The sequence below is a fragment of the Paenarthrobacter sp. GQ52 genome (assembly GCF_059759005.1).
This window is the reverse complement of record NZ_JCAXEJ010000014.1, coordinates 64,483-89,652: the sequence shown is the minus strand read 5'-3', so window position 1 is coordinate 89,652 and position 25,170 is coordinate 64,483. Positions and strand designations below refer to the sequence as shown.

The following is a 25,170-nucleotide window of genomic DNA, read 5'->3' as shown; positions in this document are numbered from 1 at the left end:
AGGCTAAGATGGTACGTCGGTCATATGTTCTACAGGAGTTCTCATTAAGCGAGATGCAAGTTCGCCCTTGGCGCTGGTAGTCAAGGACCTTGGACGCAGTCCAGGGACCATGCGGACACTCAACGAGCATGTACCTGCGCCAAGTGACCTTGGTGTGGCGCTCATTGGCGTAAAGGAAGGCTCGGATATCGAGCTGGATCTTCGTCTTGAGGCCGTACACGAAGGAATTCTGGTATCCGGAACCGTAGTCGTCGAAGTAACCGGCGAATGCGGTCGATGCCTGGATCCCCTTGCGTATGACCTTGAGGTCAATGTGCAAGAACTTTTCTTCTATGAAGGTGTTGAGCTTTCAGGCGAAGAAGACGATGAAGAGCAACGTCGAGTCGAGTACGATCTGATCGATCTTGAGCCGGTGTTGCGGGACGCAGTTGTCACTATGCTGCCGTTCCAGCCGGTGTGCCGGGAAGACTGCCAGGGCCTGTGTTCCGAATGTGGAGCGCGCCTGGAAGACGAGCCGGGGCACCACCACGAGGTCATTGACCCTCGCTGGGCTGCCCTAGCTGATCTGGCTAAGACTGACCGGCAAACCGATTAGTAAGTGTTCGTCTAAGAGAGAAATGAGATAGCCGTGGCTGTTCCCAAGCGGAAAATGTCTCGCGCAAATACACGCGCCCGCCGTGCCCAGTGGAAGGCAACTGCCCCCAACTTGGTCAAGACCATCGAAAACGGTCAGGTTACCTACAGCCTGCCGCACCAGGCAAAGGTCGTCACTGACTCTGCCGGCACCGCGCTGTTCCTTGAATACAAGGGCCGCAAGGTCGCAGACGCCTAATCTGCCGTACAGGCTGACTAAGGATGTCTTCAACTGAAGAGCTTCTGAAGCGTCTCGGTGTCTCGATTGACACCGAGACGCTTCGTCTTGCTCTGACACATCGCTCATACGCGTATGAGAACGGCGGGATTCCCACCAACGAGCGCCTCGAGTTCCTCGGCGACTCCATCCTGGGCTTCTCCGTGACCGATTCCCTTTACCGTGAGAACCCCTCGCTGCCCGAAGGTGAGCTCGCAAAGCGACGCTCGGCCGTCGTCAGTACGCGCGCGCTGGCCGGGATAGGCCGGCAAATCGGCGTGGGCGAGTTTATATACCTCGGGCAAGGCGAGAAGCTTACCGATGGCAAGAACAAGGCCTCCATCCTGGCTGACACCATGGAAGCCCTGATCGGGGCCACGTATCTCTCGAACGATATCGAGACCGCGCGGCAACTGGTCATGCGCCTGGTAGGACCGCTCCTCAAGGATGCAGGCGCACTGGGGGCGGGAACTGACTGGAAGACGAGCATCCAGGAACTTACGGCCAGCCGGCAGCTGGGCGCCATTCACTATGCCGTCGAAGGTTCAGGGCCGGACCATGCCCGGACGTTCGAGGCAGTTCTGAACATCGGCGGAACTCCCTACGGTCGGGGCTCGGGCCACTCCAAGAAAGAAGCGGAGCAGGAAGCCGCCGCTGATGCCTGGCGTGCCCTGACCGCCCTGGACCCCACTACTGCCGGTCCTTCTTCCTCTTGAACCCAAAATGCCTGAACTTCCCGAAGTAGAGGTAGTCCGCCGCGGCTTGGCCCGTTGGGTCCGTGGCCGAACAATCACCGGAGTGGACGTCGTCGATCCGCGCTCCATCCGGCGACACACACTCGGAACCGAAGACTTCATCGGGAATCTTGAGCAAGCCACTGTGCTGGACGTCGTGCGGCGAGGGAAATTCCTCTGGATGCCCTTGGCCATGTCCGGCTCGTCCGAATCCGACCCCGGAATAGCGCCGGTCCTCACAGCAGATCTCCCTAAAGTGGCGCTGATGGCGCATCTGGGAATGAGCGGCCAACTGCTGATGCAGGACCCCGAAGTACCGGATGAAAAGCACCTCAAAGTCAGGATCAGGCTCAGTTCCGCGGATGGTATGCCGGAGCAGCTGCGTTTCGTGGACCAGAGAATTTTTGGCGGCCTGTTCGTGACGTCCCTGGTGCCGACTGTCGACGGCGGCCCTGGCGGCTTGGGCGAAACACCCCTGCCGGAGATCGCAGAAGAAGCATCGCACATCGCCAGGGATCCGCTTGACCCGTACTTTTCGTTCGACGCGTTTTATCGGAAGATCAAGAGTCGCAAGACAGGGCTGAAGCGGGCGCTGCTGGACCAGGCGGTTATTTCCGGCATCGGCAACATCTACGCGGACGAAGCGTTGTGGCGCGCCCGCCTCCATTACGCCAGGGCCACGGACACGCTTCGCCGCGCGGATGCTGGACGGCTGGTTGAAGCCGTGAGAGAGGTCATGAACGCTGCACTTGCCGCGGGAGGGACTAGTTTCGACTCTCTGTATGTCAATGTCAACGGCGATTCCGGATACTTCGCCCGGTCGCTGAATGCCTACGGGCGTGCTGGTGAAATGTGCGGCCGCTGCGCGGCGACAGGCCTGCACAGCATCATAAAGCGGGAACAGTTTATGAACCGTTCTTCCTATACCTGCCCTGTGTGCCAACCGCGGCCCCGGAATGGACGTTGGTAGGCCCAAAACTGTTCCGGAATCGGGATCGCAATGGCAGACTGTCCCCATGAACAGCTTGGCGCTTCGAATCGCCATCGCAAGGATCAACGCCACCACGATGCGGGTGGCGTCAGTTCTATCCGCTCTCCTTCGTGAAAGCGCCTCCCAACCTTTCGGCAACCCAGTCACCCCGGGTACGCCATGATGGCGCGGCGGTTGGTCATCGCGGGCATTTGCCTTGCTGTGCTGATCGCCGCCGTCGCCATAGTTCTGGACCAGATGGCCGGGAAGCCAGGGCCGTCTGCTGCCCAAAGCACATCCTCTTCCGCTCCGAGTACTGGCTCCGGCATCACCCCGTCCGGGGGAGCAACCCCTGGCGGCACGGGAGATCCCACCGGCGATCCTCAGCCCGGCAGCCCGGCGTCGGGGACTGAAGGCAGCGGTGAGGGTGATGATGGTCCGTCCACTGCCAAGCCGCTCGAAGTCCTGCCGCCGGTGACTGCCACCCCAACAGGGCTGCCTCAACCATCTGCCCCCGCACCATTGGTCACCACCTTGCCTGACCCCGGCAGCGCAGCCGGCGAAGTGGTTGACGGGTGGCCTGCCGACATTCTGACGTTGCCCGAAGGAACGACGATCGGTTCCACGTCAGTGTCGACGTCGGGTGATGTCCTCCAGGTGGCTGCTGATGGCATCATCGCCAAGCCACAGGCAGAGGTCTTGGCGTCCTTCCGCCAGTCGTTGGTTGCCCACGGGTTCTGGTCTGAGGCTGCGCCGGCCGCAGAGGGCGCACTGGCCGAACGATTCGTGCGAGGCGCAGACACGGTCACGGTTTCAGTGTCGACGACAGGCACAGGCAACTCACGCTTCCAGCTTTTGGGCAGCCTGCACACGGCGGCGGACTAGGGGCAGCGATGTACATTTCACTTTCGGACCGGGGCAAACGGGACAAGCCGGAGGGAACAAGAACGGCACTATCGAGCGAAGTGCCGTTCCGTTTGTCTCCGGTCATTCTGTGGCTGGGCATTGTGAGTATGGTCACCGATGTTTCTTCGGAATCAGTCACAGCGATCCTCCCTTTGTACGTGACCGGCTTCCTGGGGCTGTCCACCATTGCCTTCGGGTTCATCGACGGAATCAACCAGGGTGCCAGTGCAATCGTCAGGATCGCGGCCGGCTGGGCTGCCGACCGCAGCGGACACCCCAAACGGATAGCTTTGGCCGGCTACGGATTATCAATGCTTGCCCGGATCGGTTTCCTCTTCGCGGGCGGGTTCTGGGCAATTGCGGCGATAGTTACCGGGGACCGGATCGGCAAGGGCATCCGCACTGCACCGCGGGACGCCCTCATTTCAGTTTCAGCACAGCCTGAACACCTGGCCCGTTCGTTCGGCGCTCATCGCATGCTGGACAACATCGGCGCCGCAGCCGGGCCGTTGATCGCCTTCTTCGTGTTGTTGATGATTCCCAACGGTTTCAGCACGGTTTTTGTGGTGTCGCTGGCGTTCGCCGTGATCGGTGTTGCCGTCCTCGCCTTGGTGGTGCCTGACATTAAGGCACATGGCGTTAAGGGCATGGAGGAGCGTGAAGGCCGCCGTCTTTTCGCTTTCTCCTGGTCCCACCTGAAGGAACCGGGCCTCGGCAAGCTGCTGATCGCTGCCGGTTTGCTGGGCTTGGTGACCATCGGCGACGGCTTCATCTATCTGGTGCTGCAGGCACGGGATTCTTTCGCAGTCCAGTGGTTTCCGCTGTTGTTCGTAGGCACAAACGTGGTGTTCCTGGCTTTCGCCATTCCGCTGGGACGGCTGGCTGACCGGGTGGGAAAAATCCCGGTGTTCGTGGGTGGGCATATTGCACTGCTGGCAACGTACCTTCTCGCGGCGGCACCTTTTGGTGGGCTGTGGGCGACCGTCGGTTGCCTCATCCTTCTGGGGGCGTTCTATGCAGCCACCGACGGCGTGCTGGCCGCCTTGGCCAGCCAGCTGACACCTCCGGGAAAACTTGCTACGGGCATCGCGTCCGCGCAGACCGTAGTGGCGCTAACCCGGATGTTGGCATCGGCAGGTTTTGGTGTTCTCTGGTATGCGGTTGGTGCCCCAACGGCCATGGTGGTGGCGGGTGGATTGCTCGCTTGTGCTGTTGTGGCTGTGGCCTTTATCCTGCGTGGCGCAGGGGTTGCGCCGGCAGGGGACCCGGATGACTCGAGCAACGAGGCATGAGCGGCGCGCTCGCTGAAGGCAAGCTGCGGTGGGGTGCACTCCTGGCCGTCACGGCACTCGTCCTGGTGGCGGCCGGTATATACGCGGTGGCGGCCTACCAGCGTTTTGAAGAAAGTCGCACTGCGGCTTCGTCCGTGGGCACCACAGCGAGCCAGCCGCTTCCAGCAGCGCCCTTCATCCTTTTTCGCAACACAGCATCGGGCCAAGGCTATGGCAACGCGGCCACTGTGCCGTTGGCATCTCCCGATGGCAACCGGGCCGTCAGTGGGCAGGAGTGCGACCGCGTGTACGGAACGTCTGAGAAGGTGGTGTGCCTGAAGACAAACCGTGGACTGGTGACGGCGTTTGAAGCTGCTGTCCTGGACCGCAACTGGGAGCAGCAAAGGGCATGGCCGGTCCCGGGAATACCCAGCAGGACCCGCATCAGCCCCGACGGATCCATGATTGCCACCACCGTGTTCGTCTCGGGCCACTCCTACGCCACGGCAGGCTTTTCCACGGCCACCGAGATCAGCCTTCCGGAAGGCACATCAGGCAACCTCGAGGACTTTGCTTTGATGGTGAACGGCGAAAGGCTTCTGGCTACGGACAGGAATATTTGGGGTGTGACGTTCGCGCCTGGCCAGAGCGATGTTTTCTACGCAACGGCCGCTTCCTCCGGGCGCATCTGGCTGGTTCGGGGGAGCCTGTCCGCGAAGACCCTGACTGCCATTCACGACAATGTGGAGTGTCCGTCCATTTCGCCTGACGGCACGAGGATCGCGTTTAAGAAGAACGACGGCGGGGCGCTGGCCGCACACTGGAAAGTCGCAGTGCTTGAGCTCGCTACGGGACAACAAACCGTGCTCTCCGAGAAGCGCAGTGTTGATGACCAGATCGAGTGGCTGGATAACCGGAACCTGCTCTATGGCTTGGCAGCCGATGGCGGTAACGGTGACAGCAACATATGGAAACTCGGCACGGACCCGACCTCACAGCCAAGCCTGTTCATCGCCCATGGGTGGTCTCCCAGCGTCGTCCGCTGAAGGTAGTCGTCCGCTGAAGGTAGTGGGCTCAAAATCGGCTGGCACATGGAACCGCTGGTACGTGGAACCGCTGGCGCCCGGCCCGGAGTTCGGGGGGCGGGCACCAGCGGAAGTCGCCGTTTACGGCCGGCCGTCAGCAGGCCCGCAGCAACCCGCAGAGAAGCCCGCCGGTTTGCGTGGGACTGGGCGTCGGACTCGGGGTCGGACTGGGTGTGGCCGTCGCCGTAGGAGTCGCCGTCGCCGTCGCTGTTGGTGACGGCGTTGCCGTGGCGGTGGCAGTCGGAGTAGCTGTGGCTGAAGGTGCAGCCTGCTGCTGGGCCGGCGCCGCCGTGGAGTACACGACGTCAACGAAGTAGTTCGTGGCGTTCCAGGAGTTGGTTGGCATTACACCGCCGGATCCGTACCGGTAACGGCCATTGTTCGGGCCGGTGGCCGTAAATACTCCGCTCGTCCACGTCTGGTTGAAGAAGCCCTGCGTTGAGGAGTAGCGGCCGTTCGGCGCCCGGTAGGACACGACGTAGGTTTGGCCTGTCGCCAGTGCCACTGGTGTGGCCAGGGTGGCGGTTTGCCAGCCCGTTGCCGTCTCGTTGGTGAAGGTTACTTGAGCCAGGCGGGTGCCGGCTGCATTCCAGAGTGAGCCCACATGGGTTCCGGTGTTACCGGTCCCCTTGTAGAAGCGGATGCCGGTCACATTTCCCGCTTGGGAGACTGTGAAGGCAGTACCGAGTTCCACAGATAGGAAGTCGGAGTTTGCGGCCACCTGTGGCACCAGCGATCCAAAGATCGTGGATTGTTGCATTGTTGGGGCGGCCGTGGTGAATTGCCAATTGCTCGGGGGCAGTGTCTGCCCTTGTGGAGTTGCCACACCTGAGACGCTGGCGGAAATCGCAGTGTTGGCCGGCAGTGCAGCCGTCGGCGTGAAGGTAATGGTCTTCGCGTCGGCGGACAAGGCAGCCGTCCCGGCGACGGACGAGCCGTTCGCGGTCAAGGTGAACGAGGCACCGGGTTTTATGGCCGTGGAGAACGTGATGGACGGTTTCACGTCAGTCGGAATGGCCGTTGCGCCGGGTGCCGGCACCTGTGCCACCATGCTCAGTGGCGGTGCCGCTACGGTAAATACCAAATCCACGAGGTAGCTTGCCGTGGATGCGGTATTCGGGAAATCCCCGCTGTAGGAGTAAGACCCGGAATCCGGCTCGGTCTTCAGCGGCCCCCTGGTGAAGCCTTCGCCGAATCCTCCGGCCGTGTATGAGTACTTACCTGTAGGCGTCTTGTAGGCGGCCACGTACTCCGTGTCAGCCTGGATGTTCACAGGTTGGCTGAAGGTGGCCGTCTGCCAGCCGGTGCTGGATTCATTGGTGAAGGTGACGGTAGCCAAAACCTGGCCGGCCGCCGTGTACAGGTACCCGGTGTGGGTTCCGGTGTTCCCGGCGGACTTGTAGAAGCGCACGCCGGTTACCTGGCCGGCGGTGTCACTGCTGAACCGGACGCCCAACGTCAAAGGCACTCCATCATTGACTTCGACAGTGGTCGGCGTCACCGTGTCCTCGTACAGGGTGCAGGGGCATGAACCAGGTGTGCCGGCCGGCGGGACAGTGGTGAACTGCCAGGTACCACCGGACGACATCGGTTGTCCGGACGCCGCCGTCGCAGTCACCGTTGCCGTGTACGTTGTACCGGCCGCCAAGGAGGCCGCCGGAGTGAACGTGACCTTGCGCGTTGCCGTGTCGTAGGCGGTGGTTCCTGAAACCGCAACGCCGGCGGCGGTCTTGAGGGACAGAGTAACGCTTGAGGCAACTGCGGCCTCGGAAAGGACTGCGCTCACGGTCGAGTTCAGTGGGACGCTGGAAGCGTTCGGGATCGGGTTATGACCGCCGACCGTGAACGGTGGCGCCGAAACCATGACCACCACGTCCACCAAGTAGCTGGCGGACGACCGCGAACCCGGGAAATCGCCACTGTACGTGTACGCGCCCGCGTCCGACACAGTCCGCAGGGGTCCAACGCTCATGCCGGACCCAAAGCCGTTGGACGTGGCCGAGTAGGCCCCCGTGGGTGACTTGTAGGACGCAATATATTCAGTGTTCGCCGCAATCTGGACGGGCTGGCTGAACATTGCGGTCTGCCATCCGGAGCTGCTCTCGTTGGCGAAGGTAACTGTTGCCAGCTGCTGGCCCGTGGCCGTGTAGAGGGCGCCCGTGTGCGTGCCCGTGTTGCCGGCTGACTTGTAGAACCGGATGCCGGTGACCTCGCCTGCCGAAACACTCGAGAACCGCACACCCAATGTCAGCGGAACGCCATCACGGATCTCGGCAATCCCTGGCGTCACGCTGTCGTCGTAAAGACTGCAGGGGCAGGAACCGGGAACCGGCACCGTCGACGCTGTAGTGAACGTCCAAGTGCCGCCTGAGGTTACCTGGCCGCCTACCGTGTCGGTACCGGCAAGAGTCGCCGTGTACTGCGTACTGAAGGCCAACTGCGACGTCGGAGTGAACGTGGCGCGGCGGGTAGCAGCGTCGTAGGTCGTGGTGCCGGCCACGGGACCGGCAGCAGACCGCAGCGTCAACTGGACGCTGGCGGCGGTGACGGGCTTGGAGAACACCGCGCTGACCTTCGTGGAGACCGCGACGCTTGACGACGACGGGATCGGGGAGTGCCCGGACACCGTCATTGGGGAATTGTCAACGGTGCTGAAGATGGCGTCGGCGAAGTAGTTGCCCCCGTTGAAGCTGGTGGTCGGGAAGCTCTGGGAGGTGCTGTACACACCCGCGGGTTCAGCGCCAAAGCCCCCCGCAACCGTCAGTGGGGCAGCGGTGGACCCGAAGCTCACCCACTGGAAGTCCTTGGTGGCATAGTGCCCCCGTGGAGCCCAATACGAGACCGTGTACTTCTGCCCGGCGGCGACCGCTACAGGTTGGCTGAACAGCGTGCTCTGCCAACCGCTGGCAGTCTCATTGCTGAATGTGGCGGTGGCCAGGCGCTCGCCGGAGGAGCTCCAGAGTGAGCCCGTATGCGTTCCTGTGTTTGCGGTGCTCTTGTAGAAGCGGACGCCGGTGATGAAGCCATCCACTGTGGGAGTGAAACGCAGTCCCATTTCGTAGGCGCCCCCATCACCGGAGTCCTGGATCGCGGGAACCGTTTGGCCGAACACACTGTACGGTCCGCTCAGTACGAGGTTGCGGGTGGTCGGAGTTCCAATGTTGGCGCTGTCGTCAATCGCCCGAACCTGGATGGTGGCATTCGCGAGGCCCTGCTGGATGTAACTGTAGGTCCAGTTCTGCTTGCCCGCGGCGGGGTGCCAAGTGCTGCCGCCGTCCGTGGAAACCTCGACGCCGGCAACCACGCCGCCGGTGTCGGCTGCGGTGCCGCTTACTGTGACTTTGCTGCCATGGGGGATGGTGGCCCCGTTGGCCGGGGCGGTAACAGCAACCGTCGGCGCTGTCCGATCGCTGCTGGCGGCCGCGGCCACAAGGCCTGCTGCCCGCGAAGCCGGCTGCGCCCCCATGTCGGCAAGAAGGTTGACTTGGGCTTGGCGCATCCTCGGGTCAGCCGGAGCCCCGTTGCCGTCGTGTTCCTGATCCAGGCCCCAGGTCCACTGCACGCTGCCGGCTGAGAACACCAGGGCCCCGCTCGCAGCGCGATACAGCGTGACGTTATGGGTGGTGGTTCCGGGCTTCACCGTGTTCCCGTAGTCCTGCAGATATTCAGCTACGCTGCCTACCGTTGTGGACAGGCGGATGAGGCCCGCCGGACGGAAGCCGTTGTCGATGTCCTCGTTCGACTCATACCCCACGGTGTGCGGAGCCAATGCCGCCGACGAGCCTGCCGGCAGGGAAGCCAGAGTGGTATTACGCCATAGCCGCGTCTTGCCTTCCTCGGAGCTGACGGTCACGGGAAGGTCGGAGTAGTTGGACATGTACAGGGTTCCAGTCAGCCCGTTCTCCGGGAGTCCGCCGCCATTGGCCTGTGATGCGAAACGCGGGTCCCGCCAGGTGCCTGTCCACTGCGGGCTGGGGTCGATCTTGCCGTTGGACCACGTCTCCTTGTAGGAGGTCAGCGTGCGCCCGGCTGCGCCATCCACGATTGAGGGTTCGAAACGGGTCCTCCAATACATCTCGTTGCCGGACAAGAACTGCAGGTTGACGCCCGCATCGCGTGCCGCTGCGACGTTGGCGCGCTGTGGGCCGGACCAGTATTCATCGTGCCCCACGGACAGGAACACTTTGTGATTGAGCAGTAAACTCCCGCTGCGGTCGGTGTCGAGCCCGCTGATGTAGCTGACGTCATAGCCGTTTTGCTCCAGGAAGCGGACCATCGGGTACTCGTTGGCGAAGTAAAAGTCCCTGCCATCGGGCCCGCCGCGGCTGTTCATGGGCCGGTTGTAACTGATCTTGTAGGCCCTGCCATTGTCACCGCCCTCATAGAAGCTGGAGCCTCCGTAAGTGTTGTAGGCCTGCCATGTGGTGTCACTGGTTTGGAAGACCACGTCCGAGCGGCTGGCGTCTTGGCGGACAACGAACGTTATGTGGCTTTGGCCGCCAGTATCAGGCCTTGTCAGCAGGGCAACGTAAACACCGGATACTGCTGTTGCCGGCACTTGCCACGTTGCCGACACACCCCACGTGCCGCAGTCGTACAGCTCCGTGGCGAGGTCGCTCCGGCAGGCAGGTTGGTTCTGGCGCAAGACCGATGGCACAACATCCGCGATCTTGCGCGCTCCGTTGCCGCCGTACCAGCCTGTGCGGTAGATCGCTATGGTGTAGCTCGGCGCATTCGTGGCCACCTTAAAGCGGATGGGCTGGCCGGCATTGACGCTGATCTCGGTCGAGAAGCCTTGAATGCTGTCATCCCCGGCTCCAAGGATGTCCCACTCCGATGGGGGGCTGCCTGGTTTGGAGTTCTCGCAGACCACAGGGTTTACCACGGGGTCGCAGGGCCCTGCCGCAACGGCTGCTGGTGCTGTAAGAGGCAGCAGGGCTGCCACCATGGCAAGCACCAAGGGCACAAGAAACCCTTTGAAGACCCGCTGCGGTTGGGTAGCTGAAGGACCGGGCATGAGAACTCCTGGAGTGGTACGCCGATTGCTAAGACGGGGCCACGCATTAAGCGCAGCCCCTGCTTGCCGCTCCCCAGCCAGGGTCAAACCAAGATCTTCAGTTATGAAATACAGGATTATCACGGATGGATGTTCCGAAGATCGGGACCGGATCCGGCAAAGACCGAACAGAAGTTCAAGCCGAAGCCGGATCACAGGAACGAATCCGCCAAGTAACCCTTGGCAGGAGTGTAGGGGCGTGGCTTGCCGCCCGCAAGGGCTTACGCCTTCAGATCCGCGGATTTCGCACAAACCGCAGTAGATTTAGTGGATACAGACACCCGGGCCACCCAGGAGAACCGAAGCGCCTTGCACCTGAAAAGTTTGACTGTCCGAGGATTCAAGTCGTTTGCGTCGGCCACGACCTTCGACTTTGAGCCGGGCGTCACTGCCGTCGTCGGTCCCAACGGCTCGGGCAAATCCAATGTGGTGGATGCCTTGGCCTGGGTCATGGGAGAGCAGGGCGCAAAAACCCTCCGCGGCGGCAAGATGGAAGACGTCATCTTCGCGGGTACCTCAGGCCGGCCTCCGCTGGGCCGAGCCCATGTAGCCCTGACAATCGACAATGCGGACAACGCTCTCCCCATCGAGTACAGCGAAGTCACCATCTCCCGGACCCTCTTCCGTACGGGCGGGTCCGAGTACGCCATTAACGGCGCACCCTGCAGGCTCCTGGACATCCAGGAACTCCTCTCCGATTCCGGCCTCGGCCGCGAGATGCACGTCATCGTCGGACAAGGCCAGCTGGACCGCGTACTCCATGCCACCCCTGAGGACCGCCGCGGCTTCATCGAAGAAGCCGCAGGCATCCTTAAGCACCGCCGCCGCAAGGAAAAGACTGTCCGCAAGCTGGAAGCCATGCAGGCCAACCTCGCACGGCTCGGTGACCTCACGGCAGAGATACGGCGGCAACTAACCCCCTTGGGCAAGCAGGCAGAAATAGCCCGCCGTGCCCAAACAGTCCAGTTCGATGTCCGTGATGCCCGCGCACGACTTTTAGCTGACGACCTCGTGCAACTGACCACAACCCTTGAAAAGGACGTCGCCGACGAAGCAGCGCTCAAGGAGCGCCGCCAGGTGGTTGAAGCGGAGCTGGGTGCGGGGAGGCGGCGCCAAGCTGCCTTGGAGCAACAGGCCACCGAAGCCACACCGCGACTCAACGCAGCACGCGACCATTGGTACCAGCTCTCAGCAAACAGGGAACGACTCCGCTCGCTCGGATCACTGGCCACCGAGCGCAGGAGGCTCTTGGGTTCCTCGGAGGTCAGCCCGGACACAGGACGCGACCCCGAGCAACTCGAACGCCAAGCCGCCAGGGTCCGTGAGGAACAGGCTGCCCTTGAGCACGACATCCTTGCAAAGCAAGCGGCACTCCTGGAGGCCACAGTTGCCAAGGACTCGGCCGAAGCGCTCGCAGCTGCGGAAGACAAACGCTTGACGGCCATGCTGAGGGCAGCCGCCGACCGTCGGGAAGGGCTGGCCAGATTGGCAGGCCAGGTGGCCGCGGCCAGGTCCAGGGCTGAAGCTGCCGAGGCCGAACGTGGTCGCCTCAGGGAATCCCTCGCTGCAGGTGATGAACGGCGCCGCAAGGCCCAGAGCGAGTTCACTGCCCTCGAGTCGCAAGTGGCCGGTGTTGAGGATGGCGAAGAGAGCCTTGACGCTGACTATGAGGAGGCCAATGACGTCCTGGACGCAGTCCTCGCGGAAATCGAGGAGCTCAAAGCTTCTGAGCGGGAAGCTGTCCGTGAGCGGGACGCGCTGACGGCACGTCGCGATGCCCTTCAGCTTGGGCTCAACCGCAAGGACGGGTCCGCAAGTCTCCTCACGGCCGATGGCGTGCTTGGACCTTTGGCCGCGCTGGTTTCCATCGAGCCGGGATACGAGGCCGCAATAGCTGCCGCCTTGGGGAGTGCCTCCGATGCCTTGGTGGTTGCCGATCAGGATATTGCTTTAGCAGCCATTGGATTGTTGAAGGATAACGACGGCGGGCGGGCAGCATTGCTTCTAGCCGGCGGTACCGCTGTCGATGCAGACAGCCGTGCCAACCCCGCGCTTCCCGGTGGCAGCCGCTGGGCAGCGGATGTTGTCAAGATTGCTGATCCCGCTGCCCAAGGCGCGCTCGGGCTCCTGGCCCGGACCGCCGTCGTCGATGATCTGGAGGCGGCGGCAGCCTTCATCGCGGAACATCCCGACCTCAGGGCCGTCACCCGGGAAGGTGACATCCTGACCTCCCTGACCATCACAGGAGGATCGGCCAACGCGCCGTCGCTGCTTGAGGTCCAGGCAGCAGTTGACGACGCCGTTGCCCGGCTTCAGGAGGTCACGGCCCGTCTGGAACGTGGACGCTTCGCCCTGGCCGGGGCCCAGTCCCGCCGCGCTGAGGCGCAGGACCGCGCCGATGCCGCGTTGGAGAGGCTGCACGAATCGGACGCCCGGCTTGCGGCGGTAGCCGAGCGCTTGGGTCACCTTAATTCGGTTCTTCGCAGTGCTGTTGGAGAAAGCGAACGGCTCGCTGCTTCCATGGCCAAGGCTGAAGCCAACATCGCCGATGCTCAACTGGACCTCGAAGTTGCGGCGGAGCGCCTCGCCGCGGCCCAGGAAGCTCCGGACGAGGAACCGTCCACCGACCAACGGGACGAACTCGCTGCCAGGGCCAGAACCGCCCGGGCACAAGAAACGGAGGCCCGCCTTGCCCTCCGCACGTCCGAGGAGCAAGTGGGGGCCATCAGCAACAGGGCTGCATCGCTGGAGCGGGCAGCAGCGACAGAACGCCGCGCCCGTGAAGAAGCCGCCCGCCGGGCCCAACGCCGACGCGCCCAGGCCCAGCGTGCCGCCGCAGTCGCGTCAGCGGTGGAGCAGACCCTCCGGTTCATCGATATTTCGGTGGATTTGGCGGGCTATGATCGTGACCTTGCCGAGCAAAAGCGGGAGCAGCTGGAGAAGGAACTCACCGAGGTTCGCACTGGTAACGATGCCTTGGCCCGGGAGCTTGCCCAACTTACCGATTCCGTCCACCGGGACGAGATGGCCCGGACACAGCAGCGGCTCCGTATCGAGGCCCTGGAGACGCGGTCCATCGAAGAACTGGGCCTCTCCGCTGAACAACTCATCGCAGATTACGGTCCCGATCAACCGGTTCCGTTGCCTCCTGGAACCACCACCGATAAGTGGGCTGAACTGCGGGCGCCCGTTGATGAGAATGGCGAGGCCATCATTGAGGGAGTTCCGTTCGTCCGGGCGGAACAGGAGAAGAGGCTCAAGAAGGCCGAGCGGGAACTCGCGGCGCTGGGCAAAGTAAACCCGCTCGCGTTGGAAGAGTTCGCCGCCCTGGAAGAACGGCATCAGTTCCTTAGCTCGCAACTCGAGGACTTGAAATCCAGCCGCAAAGACCTGCTGGACATCATCAAAGAGGTGGACAACCGTGTCCAGCAGGTATTCACTGAGGCTTTTGCTGATACTTCCGCCCAGTTCGACCACGTCTTTGCCCGTCTCTTTCCTGGTGGTGAGGGCAGGTTGGTGCTCACGGACCCTGACGACATGCTGAACACGGGAATTGAAGTAGAGGCCCGGCCTGCGGGAAAGAAAATCAAGAGGCTTTCGCTGCTCTCCGGCGGGGAGCGCTCACTCACGGCAGTGGCGCTGCTGGTGGCCATCTTCAAAGCCCGGCCCTCACCGTTCTATGTCATGGACGAGGTGGAGGCGGCGTTGGACGATACCAACCTGGGCAGGCTCATCACCATCTTCGAGGAACTGCGCGAGTCCAGCCAGTTGATCGTGATCACCCACCAGAAGCGCACCATGGAAGTGGCGGATGCGCTTTACGGAGTCACCATGAGGGGCGACGGCGTCTCTACGGTCATCAGCCAGAGGCTCGGTGCCGGGGCATAGCTTTATGAGAAGGTAGGGGAGTGAACGATTTCCTACCCATAATTCTGTCCATTCTCGCTGCGCTCGTAGTGGTCGGCGGACTCGTGCCGGTACTGATGAAAGCCCGGAAGACCGGAGCCAAGTACCCCGGAACACGCGACGCGAACGATCCCGTCCAGTCATCAGCAGCAGGCGGCGGAACCCTTGTGGAGGACCGCCCGGATGCGGTGACCGCTCCGGCCCCGACCTTCGACGGGACCGTGGAGGATACGGATGTCCCGGATGACGCCGCCGGGCTCGAAACCATCGCGATTGATACTCCGGCGCCGGTGGAAGGCAGGCTCACCCGCCTCCGCGCGCGTTTGATCAAGTCCAACAACATCCTGGGCAAGGGCCTCCTGGCTCTGCTGTCGGGCGACAAGATCGATGAAAACGTCTGGGACGAGGTGGAGGAGACCCTCCTCCTGGCCGATCTTGGCACCGAACCCACCATGCAGCTGGTCGATGCACTGCGTGAGCGCGTCAAGGTGCTGGGCACGCGCAGCCCCGAGGACGTCAAGGCAATGCTCCGTGAGGAGCTCATCAAGCTGGTCGATCCCTCCATGGACCGCTCCTTGAACGTCGAGCGTAAAGCTGACCGTCCCGCCGTCGTGCTGGTTGTTGGCGTGAACGGCGTTGGCAAGACCACCACAGTGGGCAAGCTGGCACGTGTGCTGGTGGCCGAAGACAAGGATGTCCTGTTGGGCGCCGCTGACACTTTCCGCGCAGCTGCTGCGGAGCAGTTGGCCACTTGGGGACAGCGAGTGGGCGTGCCCACGGTCAAGTCCGACATCGACGGCGCCGATCCCGCGTCCGTGGCCTACGAAGCCGTGAAGGCCGGCATCGACCAGGAAGTCGATGTGGTCATGGTGGACACAGCAGGACGCCTGCAGAACAAGACCGGTTTGATGGATGAGCTTGGCAAGGTCAAGCGGGTTATTGAGAAGCTGGCCGAAGTTGATGAGGTCCTGCTGGTCCTTGACGCCACCACCGGACAGAACGGCCTCAACCAGGCCCGCGTTTTCGCGGAGGTGGTGAACATCACCGGCATCGTGCTGACCAAACTGGATGGAACCGCCAAGGGCGGCATCGTCGTGGCCATCCAAAAGTCACTGGGCGTCCCGGTGAAGCTCATTGGCTTGGGTGAAGGCCCGGACGACCTCGCACCGTTTGACGCCGAGAGCTTCGTGGACGCACTGCTCAACTAACGTCGTCACCGGAGGGGGAGTGCTTTGAGGGTTCGCGCGCCGGCAGCCATGCCACTGCGGTGAGGATGAGCACTCCTCCGGTGATGCCGAACGCCCATCCGTAGCCGAGGCGGTCAGCGAGCAGACCGGCCACAATCGGACCGACAATCGCGCCCGTGTCGGCCGCCATCTGGAAGATGGCGAGTACTTTCCCTCCCGAGCGTCCGCGACCGATGACATCCGCGACGGCGGCTTGTTGCGCCGGGCCCAGCAATCCGGAGCCGAAACCCGCCACTGCGGATGCGATGAGGAATGCAGTCAGGTCGGTGGTGAGTCCTATAACGCCGGTGGCTGCGCCCGTGATGAGCAAGCCTGGGATGAGCAGGGGCTTACGTCCCCAAGCGTCTGCGAGCCGACCGCTGAATGTCAGGGCCAAGGCGTTGCCCACAGCAAAAATGGCCAGTGCCCAGGCAGCGGTCTCGGGCGCTGACTGCAGGACGGCCACGGCGAACAGCGGGATGGTGGCCATTCGGACGCCGAAGGTCACCCAGCCGTTGCCAAAGCTCGAAAATATGGCGGCGCGGTAAGCGGAGTCCGCCAGGGCTTCCTTGAGCGTCATGGCCGGGGCAGGTGTGGCGTTCTCGGCCGCGTTGCCTTCTCCGCTGAGCATGGTGCGCACCACCAAGGCCGCCACCAACAACGCTCCTGCGTAGGCAAGGAACGGTACCCGGAGGCCGAAGCCTGCCAGCAAACCGCCCACGACCGGACCCAGGACGCTTCCGATCAGGAATGCCGAGGCGTAAGCCCCGGACACGCGGCCCCGACGCTCGGGCGGTGCGAGGCGGATGAGTAGTCCCATGGCGGCAACGGTGAACATCACAGAGCCGGCCCCTCCGAGGCCCCGGAAGATCAGTAGTTGCCAATAGTCCTGCGCGAAAGCGCATGCCGCGGTGGAGACGGCCACGATCAACAAACCGGTGACGTAGACGTTCCGCTCACCGAACCGTCCAATCAAGGCGCCGCCTGCAGGGGCGAAGACCAACCGCATGAATGCGAAGATGCTGACGATCACCGCGGCGGCCGTGGCACCAACATCGAACGTCGTAGCGAACTGCGGCAGAACCGGCGCCACTAAGCCAAAGCCCAGCGCGATCAGGAACGCCGCGACCAACATCACCTTGATGTCGCGCGGAAGGGGAGCCTTATCCGGCCTGATCCTTGGGGCTTTGACGGATCTGGGCGACTCGGTCATACGGTGCTGGTCCTTCTGGTGGGATTTCTGGTGCTGCTTGCGGGGATATCGAGGTGCCTGTGGTCCAAAACCGGGTATTTCCGGTGAAGTCCGACGCCTGAAACATATCCGTAACACCGGGGATATGCACCATTTACGTTGGGGAGGTTGTTGTAACGAGCCCGCAATGTAAAACCTGCGCAGGTGAAACACGGCGGCACAAAACTCTTAAGCAGGACGCAAACGGCGTCAGGACAGCGGTTGAACCGCAGATCTAGCAAGAGAGGAACGTGCACCATGGAACTTACCGCAGGTCACGTATGGGTCATGGTGGCGGCGGCGCTTGTGCTGTTCATGACACCTGGTCTGGCATTTTTCTACGGCGGCATGACACGCGCCAAAGCAGCACTGAACATGATGATGATGAGCTTCATCTCCATCGGCATCGTGGGCGTCGTCTGGGTGCTGTGGGGCGCTTCCATGAGCTCCGGTGAAGGTTTCATGCAGATCGTGGGCAACCCCTTTGCTGCCTTCGGTCTTGCCGGAGTTGAAACCACACCGGACGCGATGATCAAGATCGGCTACGCAGCCACCTTCGCCATCATCACCGTCGCCCTTATCAGCGGCGCAATCGCAGACCGCGCAAAGTTCGGCGCCTGGAGCATTTTCGTTCCGGTCTGGGTCACCCTGGTCTACTGCCCGCTGGCCTACATGGTCTGGGGCGGCGGCTTGTTCGGTCCCGAAGGCGCCATTGGCAAGGCCCTCGGCCCGGCCATCGACTTTGCCGGCGGCACCGTAGTCCACATCAACGCGGGTGTCGCGGCACTCGTTCTGGTCCTCATCATCGGTAACCGCCGCGGGTTCGGCAAGGACCCGAACCACCGTCCCCACAACATCCCGTTCGTGATGCTCGGCGCTGCGATTCTCTGGTTCGGCTGGTTCGGTTTCAACGGCGGCGCTGCAACCACCGCGGAACAGGCGGGCCTGATCTGGATCAACACCCTGGCAGCCCCTGCAGCAGCCATGATCGGCTGGCTCATCACCGAACGCATTCGTGACGGCCACCCGACGTCGCTCGGCGCAGCGTCCGGTGTTGTAGCCGGGCTTGTAGCCATCACCCCGGCCTGCGCAAACGTAGACCCCGTTGGCGCCCTCGGCCTGGGCGTAGTTGCAGGCGTTGCCTCTGCCCTGGCAGTTGGCCTGAAGTTCCGTTGGGGCTTCGATGACTCCTTGGACGTAGTAGGCGTCCACCTCGTCTCCGGCATTATCGGCACCGTGGCCCTTGGCTTCATCGCCAAGTCCACTGACGGAGTCGGTGGCGGACTGTTCTACGGCGGCGGCATGACGCAGATGTGGGCACAGCTCGCAGCGGCCGGCATCGCCATCGCTTTCTCCGCCATCATGACCGCCATCATTGCCTTCGCCATCCACAAGACCATGGGCTTCAGGGTCTCCACGGAGCAGGAGAATGTTGGCGTCGACCTCAGCCTCCACGCTGAGACGGCATACGAGTTCGGCGTCAATGGCCACGGTGGCAGCTTCCAGCCGCTGCACAATGCAGTGACTGGAAAGTCCGACCCCGAAGCAGCCAAGACCCCCGCAGAAGGCAAGGAGAGTGTCCAGGCATGAAGCTCATTACAGCGATCGTCCGTCCCGAAAAGCTTGAAGCAGTCCGGGAAGGCCTCGAGTCGTACGGGGTCCAGGGCCTGACGGTCAGCGCGGCCAGTGGCTACGGCCGTCAGCGCGGCTACACGGAGGTGTATCGCGGAGCCGAGTACAACGTGGACCTGCTGCCCAAGATCCGCATCGAGGTCCTCGCCACGGATGAGCAGGCAGACGACATCCTGGATGTCCTCATCGCCAGCTCAAACACAGGCCGCGCCGGTGACGGCAAGGTGTGGACCGTGGATGTCTACGAAGCAGTCCGGGTCAGGACCGGGGAGCGCGGCGCAGCCGCAATCTAAGTCCTTCAGTCACACACAGCGGGCCGGGTACCAGTTCAAGGTACCCGGCCCGCTTGCCGTGTTGGCGGTGTCTATCCGTCACACCTTCTTTAGTCCTCGACGACGGTGGGCCAGTCCGCCGGCCCGGCGCTGCCGGCGTCGTACTCCTGAAGCGGGACGTCGCCGCCCTCCCAGGCGCGAAGAACAGGCTCGATGATCCGCCAGCAGTCTTCGGCGGTATCGCCCCGAACGGACAACAACGGGTCGCCGTTGAGGATGCCCTCCAGCACCTCTCCATAAGGCAGCATTCCGGCTGCGTTGAGCTCGGCCACCAAACTAGCGCGGTCCAGCGTGAAGATGTCGCCGGGGCCGTTCACGTCGACGTCGAGTTGGAGCACGTCCGGACCGAAACCGATCCGCAGCTGGTTGGGGGAGTCCACGCCCGAAAATCCTTTGGGCAGGTGGGGGACAGGACGGAAGGTGATCACGGCCTCCTTGCGTCGGCGTCCCATGGCTTTGCCGGAGCGAAGGATGAACGGGACACCCTTCCAACGCCAGTTGTCGATGTCCACCCGGACCTCTGCAAGGGTTTCAGTGTTGCGGGCCGGGTCCACGCCTTCCTCGGCAGCGTAATCCGGCACCGTTCGTTCTCCGAGGGTTCCCGTGGTGTATCGGGCCCGGCGTGTGGAATCGGCGTACGGGGCTTTGATGCTGCTGGCCCGCAGGACCGTCGCCACGGCGTCGCGCAGGTCCCGTTCTTCGATGGTGGCCGGCGCGTCGATGGCCAGGAAAGCCATGATGTGCAGGAGGTGGCTTTGGATCATGTCGCGGAGCGCCCCGGCGGTGTCGTAGTACCGGGCGCGGCCCTCAAGTGCCAGGTCCTCGTCAAAGATGACTTCCACTTTTTCGATGTGGTGGCGGTTCCACACCGGTTCCAGGAACGTATTGGCGAAACGAAGTCCCAGGATGTTCAGCACCGTGGCTTTGCCCAGGAAATGGTCCACGCGGTGGATGTGGTCCTCGGGCACCAGTGCGGCCAGCGTCTTGTTCAGCGCGTGCGCAGATTCTGTTCCCGAACCGAATGGCTTTTCCATCACCAAGCGTGTTCCCGCTGGTAGCTGATCCTCATGGAGAACCTCGCAAGCCTTCTGGCTGATGTGCGGCGGCAGGGCGAAGTAAATGGCTACCGGGCCTTCCAACCTGGCCAGCAGCTCCGCCAAAGGCCCGTCTGCCGTGACATCGAGCTGATGGTATTCGGTTGCTGCGGCTACAGCAGCCAGTGCAGCGCGGCCTCCTGCGTCGGCTGCATCCGACGCCGCAGCAAAGGCGCCATGAACCCGTTCCTGCCACTGTTCAGGGGACCAAGGGTCGGAACCCGCCCCGACCAGCCGAAGTCCGGGCGCCCGGCCGGAAGCCAGGAGTCCGGCAAGCCCGGGCAGGAGCAGCCTGCCTGTCAGGTCCCCGGACGCGCCGAGGATGAGCAACGTTTTTACAGTTGTTTTGCTGGTCACTGTGCCAGCATGCCATCTTGCAGGTGCGACTTGGTACCCTAGATAGTCGAGTCCCGTAGTTGAGACATATTTGCCGGGGCAAGAATCGTCAAGACTATGGCGTGCCGCATTGGCCGCCATTCGTAGACCATCGAAAGAAGTGCACGGCGCGTGTTCAATTCACTCTCTGACCGGTTGACAGCAACCTTCAAGAACCTTCGTGGCAAGGGCCGCCTCACCGAGGCTGATGTCGATGCCACCGTTCGCGAGATTCGCCGTGCCTTGTTGGATGCGGACGTTGCCGTATCCGTGGTCCGCGAGTTCACTGGCCGTATCCGCGAACGCGCTTTGGGTGCTGAAGTCTCGGGAGCACTGAACCCGAGCCAGCAGATCGTGAAGATCGTCAACGAGGAACTCAAGGAGATCCTCGGTGGCGAAACCCGCCGCATCCGCCTGGCCAAGACCGGCCCCACCATCATCATGCTTGCCGGCCTCCAAGGTGCCGGTAAGACCACCCTCGCCGGCAAGCTGTCCAAGTGGCTCAAGGCCCAAGGGCACAGCCCCATGCTGGTGGCCTGTGACCTTCAGCGACCCAATGCAGTGACCCAGCTCCAGGTTGTTGGTCAGCGCGCGGGCGTCCCCGTGTTCGCTCCGCACCCCGGTGCTACGTCCGAGCTCGAGCACCCTGCCGGTGACCCGGTAGCCGTAGCCAAGGCCGGCGTCGAGGAAGCGCGCCAGAAGCTGCACGACGTCGTGATCGTTGACACCGCCGGCCGCCTTGGCGTCGACGCCGAGATGATGGATCAGGCCCGCCGCATCCGTCAGGCGATCATCCCCAACGAAGTCCTTTTCGTCATCGACTCAATGATTGGCCAGGATGCCGTCAACACGGCGATGGCGTTTGATGAAGGCGTCAACTTCACGGGTATCGTGCTCTCCAAGCTCGACGGCGACGCCCGCGGTGGTGCCGCGCTTTCGGTAGCGTCCGTGACCGGTAAGCCGGTCATGTTCGCGTCCACCGGTGAAGGCCTGGACGATTTCGAACTGTTCCACCCGGACCGCATGGCCTCCCGCATCCTGGACATGGGTGACGTCCTCACCCTGATCGAACAGGCTGAGAAGGCGTGGGACAAAGACGAAGCCGCCCGGATGGCGAAGAAGTTCGCTGACCAGGAAGACTTCACCCTGGACGACTTCCTCGCCCAGATGCAGCAGATCCGCAACATGGGCTCCATGAAGAAGATGCTCATGATGATGCCGGGTGCGCAAAACATCCGGCAGCAACTGGAGAACTTCGACGAAAAAGAGATCGACCGCGTCGAGGCGATTGTCCGCTCCATGACTCCGCACGAGCGTGTGGCTCCGAAGATCATCAACGGTTCCCGCCGCGCACGTATCGCCAGGGGTTCCGGTGTACACGTGTCTGAGGTCAACGGCCTGCTGGAGCGGTTCGCCCAGGCCCAGAAGATGATGAAGAAGCTCGCTCAGGGCGGTGGCATGCCGGGTATGCCCGGGATGCCTGGCCTTGGCGGCCCCGGCGGCGGACGCAAGGGCGGCAAGAACGCTCCCAAGAAGAAAGCGCGCTCGGGCAACCCTGCCAAGGCAGCCCAAGAGCTGCGGGATGCCGAAGCCAAGCGTGCAAATGCAGCCTCGGCAGCCCCCACAGGCGCGGCATTCGGCCAAGGCGCAGCAGACTTCGATCCCTCATCGCTCAACCTCCCCAAGGGCTTCGACAAGTTCCTGGGCAAGTAGTCCGTGGCTGACATCCCAACCGCGTCGCAGTTGGGATGTCAGAGCCGTGGAATAGGCTGAACCAATGCATAAGCAGCGCGTAGTCTTCGTCCATGGCCTGGGAAGTTTCGGTGCTGCGGCATGGCCGAAGCAGCATGGCATGGCCCTTGCTTATGATGCACTCTTCCTCCGGCGGCACGGCTTTGACGCTATGGCCGAACCGGTGGAATCCAACGTGGCGGCGGACGTCGCCATTCTGATCAATGCGTTGGTCGATTCCGGCGGCGGTCACATCGTTGCCCATGAACAAGGTGCAATTTCCGCCATGCTGGCAGCCGTCGAGCGCCCGGACTTGGTGCACTCACTTTGCTTGGTAGAGCCGTCCTGTTTGTCCCTGACCGCTGAGCTTCCGGCGACTGCTTCCTATCGGGCCCTCATGGAACCGCTGTTCGACGTGCGAAACCAGCTCAGCGACGCCGATTACCAGCGTGAGTTTTACCGGCGTGCTTTCTCCGCCGAGACCGGCGGACTGGACACTCGGGAGGCGCGGCGGTCAGCACACAGGCTCCGGCTCCAAGCACCGCCATGGGAGGCTCCACTTCACATTGTGCCGGGCGTTCCCACGCTGGTTCTCACTGGCGGTTGGGAGCCCCTGTACGAGGAAATCGCCGGCTATCTCCAGGAGACCGGCGCCCTCCGCCGCGTGGCAGCGGGTGGACACCGGCCCCAGGATTCAGTTGATGGCGACCAGGCAATCCGCTCATTCATCGCGGACGTCGGACGAACCATGTCAGCTCAGGCTTCCTGAACTGCTTCCGTTTAGGTTCGTTGGACCTGAAGCTCCGGCAGGTAGACCTTTCCGCCGGAGGCCAGGAACTCCTCGCTCTTTTCCCGCATCCCGCTGTACATCCCGGCGATTGCGGCCTGCGACTCTGCCGAACCATACTCGTCACGGATGTCCTGGCTGATGCGCATCGAACAGAACTTGGGGCCGCACATGGAGCAGAAATGCGCGGTCTTCGCCGGCTCGGCGGGCAGGGTCTCGTCGTGGAAGGATTCTGCCGTGACCGGGTCAAGGGACAAAGCGAACTGGTCCCTCCAGCGGAACTCGAACCGTGCCTTGGAAAGAGCATCATCACGCTCATGGGCCCCCGGATGTCCCTTGGCGAGGTCCGCTGCGTGAGCCGCGATCTTATACGTGATGACACCGGTCTTGACGTCGTCCTTGTTGGGAAGCCCCAGGTGCTCCTTGGGGGTCACGTAGCAGAGCATCGCGGTGCCGTAGCGGGCAATTTCCGTGGCGCCGATTGCTGAAGTGATGTGGTCATAGCCGGGGGCGATATCGGTAACCAGCGGCCCCAACGTGTAGAACGGCGCACCCTTGCAGAGTTCCTGCTGACGCTCCACATTTTCCCGCACCAGATGGAAGGGAATGTGCCCGGGTCCCTCCACCATGACCTGGACGTCGAAATCCCACGCCCGCTGCGTCAGCTCCGCGAGCGTATCAAGCTCGGCGAACTGCGCGGCGTCGTTGGCGTCGGCGATGGAACCCGGGCGGAGACCGTCACCCAGGGAGAATGCGACATCGTATTTGGCGAAGATTTCGCACAACTCGTCAAAGTGCGTGTAGAGGAAGTTCTCCTGGTGGTGTGCCAGGCACCATCCGGCCATAATCGATCCGCCGCGGGAAACGATGCCCGTGACGCGGTTGGCGGTCAAGGGCACGTACCTCAGCAGAACGCCAGCGTGGATGGTCATATAGTCCACACCCTGCTCGCATTGCTCGATCACGGTATCGCGGAAGATCTCCCACGTCAGCTGGTTGGCCTCCCCGTTTACCTTCTCAAGTGCCTGGTAAATAGGCACTGTTCCGATCGGAACGGGCGAGTTGCGGATGATCCACTCGCGAGTGGTGTGGATGTCATCTCCGGTGGAGAGGTCCATCACCGTGTCAGCGCCCCACTGGGCTGCCCACTGCAGTTTGTCCACTTCCTCTGCAATGGAGCTGGTGACTGCCGAGTTGCCGATGTTGGCGTTGATCTTGACCAAGAATGCCTTGCCAATGATCATCGGCTCGGATTCAGGGTGGTTGATGTTGTTCGGAATAATTGCCCTTCCCGCGGCGACTTCGCTGCGGACCAGCTCAACGTCACAGTTCTCCCGCAACGCAACGAACTGCATCTCCGGAGTCACGACGCCTTGTTTCGCGTAGTGCATTTGCGTGACGGTCTTACCCGCGACGGCGCGGCGCGGCACCGGTTGCGCACCCTTCCACTCCGCTGACGCGGCTCCACGCCGAACCGCGGACTTACCGTCGTCGAGCAGGTTCCTTTCCCGCCCCGAATAAGCCTCCGTGTCTCCGCGGGATTCGATCCATGGTGCACGGAAAGGCTCCAGGCCCACCACGGGATCGCTTCCGGGGCCCGCTGTTCGGTATACCTGCAGAGGTTTGTTTGCTTGCCCATTGGGAGAAGGCTCCAAGGCGATCTCCGTGACGGGGACCCGTATGCCGTTACCTGGGTCTTCCAGCCAAGCCAACGAATGGGACTTCAGGGATTGCGTTACAGTTTCCGCCGTATTTTGGACAGTATTCGTCTGGTTTTGGGCAGGGCTGTGCTGTGTTTCTGTGGTGCTCAAGGGAATACTCACTTCCTTCGCCGGCATTACCCGGACAGGTTCAACGGTCGCAGACTGCGTCAGTCCGATCTCAGCCCCTGCAGGGGCCCCCGTGTGGTCGTAGACGAAGCTACCACAGCTCCCGGCGGGCTCCCAGTCACATGCAGGCACCAGGCTCCAGCACGCCGCCCCGC

General features: G+C 62.7%; 18 protein-coding genes and 1 riboswitch. Of the genes, 14 read left to right on the top strand and 4 right to left on the bottom strand.

The features are described 5' to 3' along the window. Window positions 1-67 precede the first annotated feature (67 nt). The 8 genes from AC6CH8_RS16760 to AC6CH8_RS16725 all read left to right on the top strand — a co-directional run bounded on the left by AC6CH8_RS16760 (window position 68) and on the right by AC6CH8_RS16725 (window position 5,777). Window positions 68-595, top strand: coding sequence for a YceD family protein (locus AC6CH8_RS16760; protein WP_017199628.1), 528 nt, complete (start codon window positions 68-70; stop codon window positions 593-595). A gap of 33 nt (window positions 596-628) precedes the next feature. Beyond that, the gene (rpmF, locus tag AC6CH8_RS16755) at window positions 629-832 is read left to right on the top strand and encodes a 50S ribosomal protein L32 (protein ID WP_011775139.1); all 204 of its coding nucleotides are present in this window, start codon (window positions 629-631) and stop codon (window positions 830-832) included. A 23-nt stretch (window positions 833-855) separates the two neighbouring features. Next, the gene (rnc, locus tag AC6CH8_RS16750; RefSeq protein WP_420178328.1) at window positions 856-1,566 is read left to right on the top strand and encodes a ribonuclease III; all 711 of its coding nucleotides are present in this window, start codon (window positions 856-858) and stop codon (window positions 1,564-1,566) included. Between the two features lie 7 nt (window positions 1,567-1,573). After that, complete coding sequence (gene mutM / locus AC6CH8_RS16745) at window positions 1,574-2,554, top strand: bifunctional DNA-formamidopyrimidine glycosylase/DNA-(apurinic or apyrimidinic site) lyase (RefSeq protein ID WP_420178327.1); 981 nt, start codon at window positions 1,574-1,576, stop codon at window positions 2,552-2,554. Between the two features lie 46 nt (window positions 2,555-2,600). After that, window positions 2,601-2,738 carry a hypothetical protein gene (locus AC6CH8_RS16740; RefSeq protein WP_498191556.1) on the top strand — a complete coding sequence of 46 codons (138 nt, stop codon included), beginning with the start codon at window positions 2,601-2,603 and terminating at the stop codon, window positions 2,736-2,738. Continuing rightward, window positions 2,735-3,439, top strand: coding sequence for a hypothetical protein (locus AC6CH8_RS16735; protein WP_498191555.1), 705 nt, complete (start codon window positions 2,735-2,737; stop codon window positions 3,437-3,439). Before AC6CH8_RS16740 ends, AC6CH8_RS16735 begins: the two co-directional genes overlap by 4 nt. Before the next feature lie 80 nt (window positions 3,440-3,519). Continuing rightward, window positions 3,520-4,752, top strand: a complete 1,233-nt coding sequence (locus AC6CH8_RS16730) for an MFS transporter (RefSeq protein WP_420181168.1) — start codon at window positions 3,520-3,522, stop codon at window positions 4,750-4,752. Then, entirely contained in the window at window positions 4,749-5,777 is a 1,029-nt protein-coding gene (locus tag AC6CH8_RS16725; RefSeq protein WP_498191554.1) for a TolB family protein, read from the top strand. Before AC6CH8_RS16730 ends, AC6CH8_RS16725 begins: the two co-directional genes overlap by 4 nt. Before the next feature lie 133 nt (window positions 5,778-5,910). On the opposite strand, the gene AC6CH8_RS16720 is transcribed toward AC6CH8_RS16725, so the two are convergent. Next, a complete protein-coding gene (locus AC6CH8_RS16720) occupies window positions 5,911-10,833 on the bottom strand; it encodes a DUF4082 domain-containing protein (protein ID WP_498191553.1) in 4,923 nt (1,640 codons plus the stop codon). 348 nt (window positions 10,834-11,181) lie between these two features. Between AC6CH8_RS16720 and smc the strand changes: the two genes are divergently transcribed. Then, complete coding sequence (gene smc, locus AC6CH8_RS16715) at window positions 11,182-14,760, top strand: chromosome segregation protein SMC (protein WP_498191568.1); 3,579 nt, start codon at window positions 11,182-11,184, stop codon at window positions 14,758-14,760. Between the two features lie 20 nt (window positions 14,761-14,780). Further along, window positions 14,781-15,986 carry a signal recognition particle-docking protein FtsY gene (gene ftsY / locus AC6CH8_RS16710; RefSeq protein ID WP_091468133.1) on the top strand — a complete coding sequence of 402 codons (1,206 nt, stop codon included), beginning with the start codon at window positions 14,781-14,783 and terminating at the stop codon, window positions 15,984-15,986. Here the strand turns inward: ftsY and AC6CH8_RS16705 are convergent. Beyond that, window positions 15,979-17,217, bottom strand: coding sequence for an MFS transporter (locus tag AC6CH8_RS16705; protein ID WP_498191552.1), 1,239 nt, complete (start codon window positions 17,215-17,217; stop codon window positions 15,979-15,981). The genes ftsY and AC6CH8_RS16705 overlap by 8 nt on opposite strands. Before the next feature lie 276 nt (window positions 17,218-17,493). On the opposite strand from AC6CH8_RS16705, the gene AC6CH8_RS16700 reads away from it, so the two are divergent. After that, window positions 17,494-18,825 carry an ammonium transporter gene (locus AC6CH8_RS16700; protein ID WP_420178322.1) on the top strand — a complete coding sequence of 444 codons (1,332 nt, stop codon included), beginning with the start codon at window positions 17,494-17,496 and terminating at the stop codon, window positions 18,823-18,825. After that, a complete protein-coding gene (locus AC6CH8_RS16695; RefSeq protein WP_011775128.1) occupies window positions 18,822-19,160 on the top strand; it encodes a P-II family nitrogen regulator in 339 nt (112 codons plus the stop codon). The genes AC6CH8_RS16700 and AC6CH8_RS16695 overlap by 4 nt, the downstream gene beginning before the upstream one ends. 89 nt (window positions 19,161-19,249) lie before the next feature. Here AC6CH8_RS16695 and AC6CH8_RS16690 read toward each other — a convergent pair whose 3' ends face one another. Next, window positions 19,250-20,770: a glucose-6-phosphate dehydrogenase gene (locus tag AC6CH8_RS16690; protein WP_498191551.1), complete on the bottom strand. Its 1,521-nt coding sequence runs from the start codon at window positions 20,768-20,770 to the stop codon at window positions 19,250-19,252. 30 nt (window positions 20,771-20,800) lie between these two features. On the opposite strand from AC6CH8_RS16690, the gene ffh reads away from it, so the two are divergent. Together ffh and AC6CH8_RS16680 are read left to right on the top strand one after the other, a co-directional pair. After that, entirely contained in the window at window positions 20,801-22,381 is a 1,581-nt protein-coding gene (gene ffh / locus AC6CH8_RS16685; RefSeq protein ID WP_011775126.1) for a signal recognition particle protein, read from the top strand. Window positions 22,382-22,445: 64 nt separating this feature from the next. Beyond that, window positions 22,446-23,168 (top strand): alpha/beta fold hydrolase, encoded by a 723-nt coding sequence (locus AC6CH8_RS16680; protein WP_498191550.1) that lies wholly within the window; start codon window positions 22,446-22,448, stop codon window positions 23,166-23,168. A gap of 11 nt (window positions 23,169-23,179) precedes the next feature. On the opposite strand, the gene thiC is transcribed toward AC6CH8_RS16680, so the two are convergent. Continuing rightward, window positions 23,180-24,997, bottom strand: coding sequence for a phosphomethylpyrimidine synthase ThiC (gene thiC / locus AC6CH8_RS16675; protein WP_498191549.1), 1,818 nt, complete (start codon window positions 24,995-24,997; stop codon window positions 23,180-23,182). After that, a riboswitch (TPP riboswitch) is annotated at window positions 24,993-25,100 on the bottom strand. (Overlaps the previous gene by 5 nt.) Between the last annotated feature and the right edge of the window lie 70 nt (window positions 25,101-25,170).

Coding starts and splice junctions, on each gene's coding strand:
- AC6CH8_RS16720 (WP_498191553.1), bottom strand. CDS start 10,833: ATGCCCGGTCCTTCAGCTACCCAACCGCAGCGGGTCTTCAAAGGGTTT.
- AC6CH8_RS16690 (WP_498191551.1), bottom strand. CDS start 20,770: ATGGCGGCCAATGCGGCACGCCATAGTCTTGACGATTCTTGCCCCGGC.
- AC6CH8_RS16695 (WP_011775128.1), top strand. CDS start 18,822: ATGAAGCTCATTACAGCGATCGTCCGTCCCGAAAAGCTTGAAGCAGTC.
- mutM (WP_420178327.1), top strand. CDS start 1,574: ATGCCTGAACTTCCCGAAGTAGAGGTAGTCCGCCGCGGCTTGGCCCGT.
- AC6CH8_RS16680 (WP_498191550.1), top strand. CDS start 22,446: ATGCATAAGCAGCGCGTAGTCTTCGTCCATGGCCTGGGAAGTTTCGGT.
- rnc (WP_420178328.1), top strand. CDS start 856: ATGTCTTCAACTGAAGAGCTTCTGAAGCGTCTCGGTGTCTCGATTGAC.
- AC6CH8_RS16735 (WP_498191555.1), top strand. CDS start 2,735: ATGATGGCGCGGCGGTTGGTCATCGCGGGCATTTGCCTTGCTGTGCTG.
- AC6CH8_RS16725 (WP_498191554.1), top strand. CDS start 4,749: ATGAGCGGCGCGCTCGCTGAAGGCAAGCTGCGGTGGGGTGCACTCCTG.
- AC6CH8_RS16700 (WP_420178322.1), top strand. CDS start 17,494: ATGGAACTTACCGCAGGTCACGTATGGGTCATGGTGGCGGCGGCGCTT.
- AC6CH8_RS16705 (WP_498191552.1), bottom strand. CDS start 17,217: ATGACCGAGTCGCCCAGATCCGTCAAAGCCCCAAGGATCAGGCCGGAT.
- AC6CH8_RS16740 (WP_498191556.1), top strand. CDS start 2,601: ATGAACAGCTTGGCGCTTCGAATCGCCATCGCAAGGATCAACGCCACC.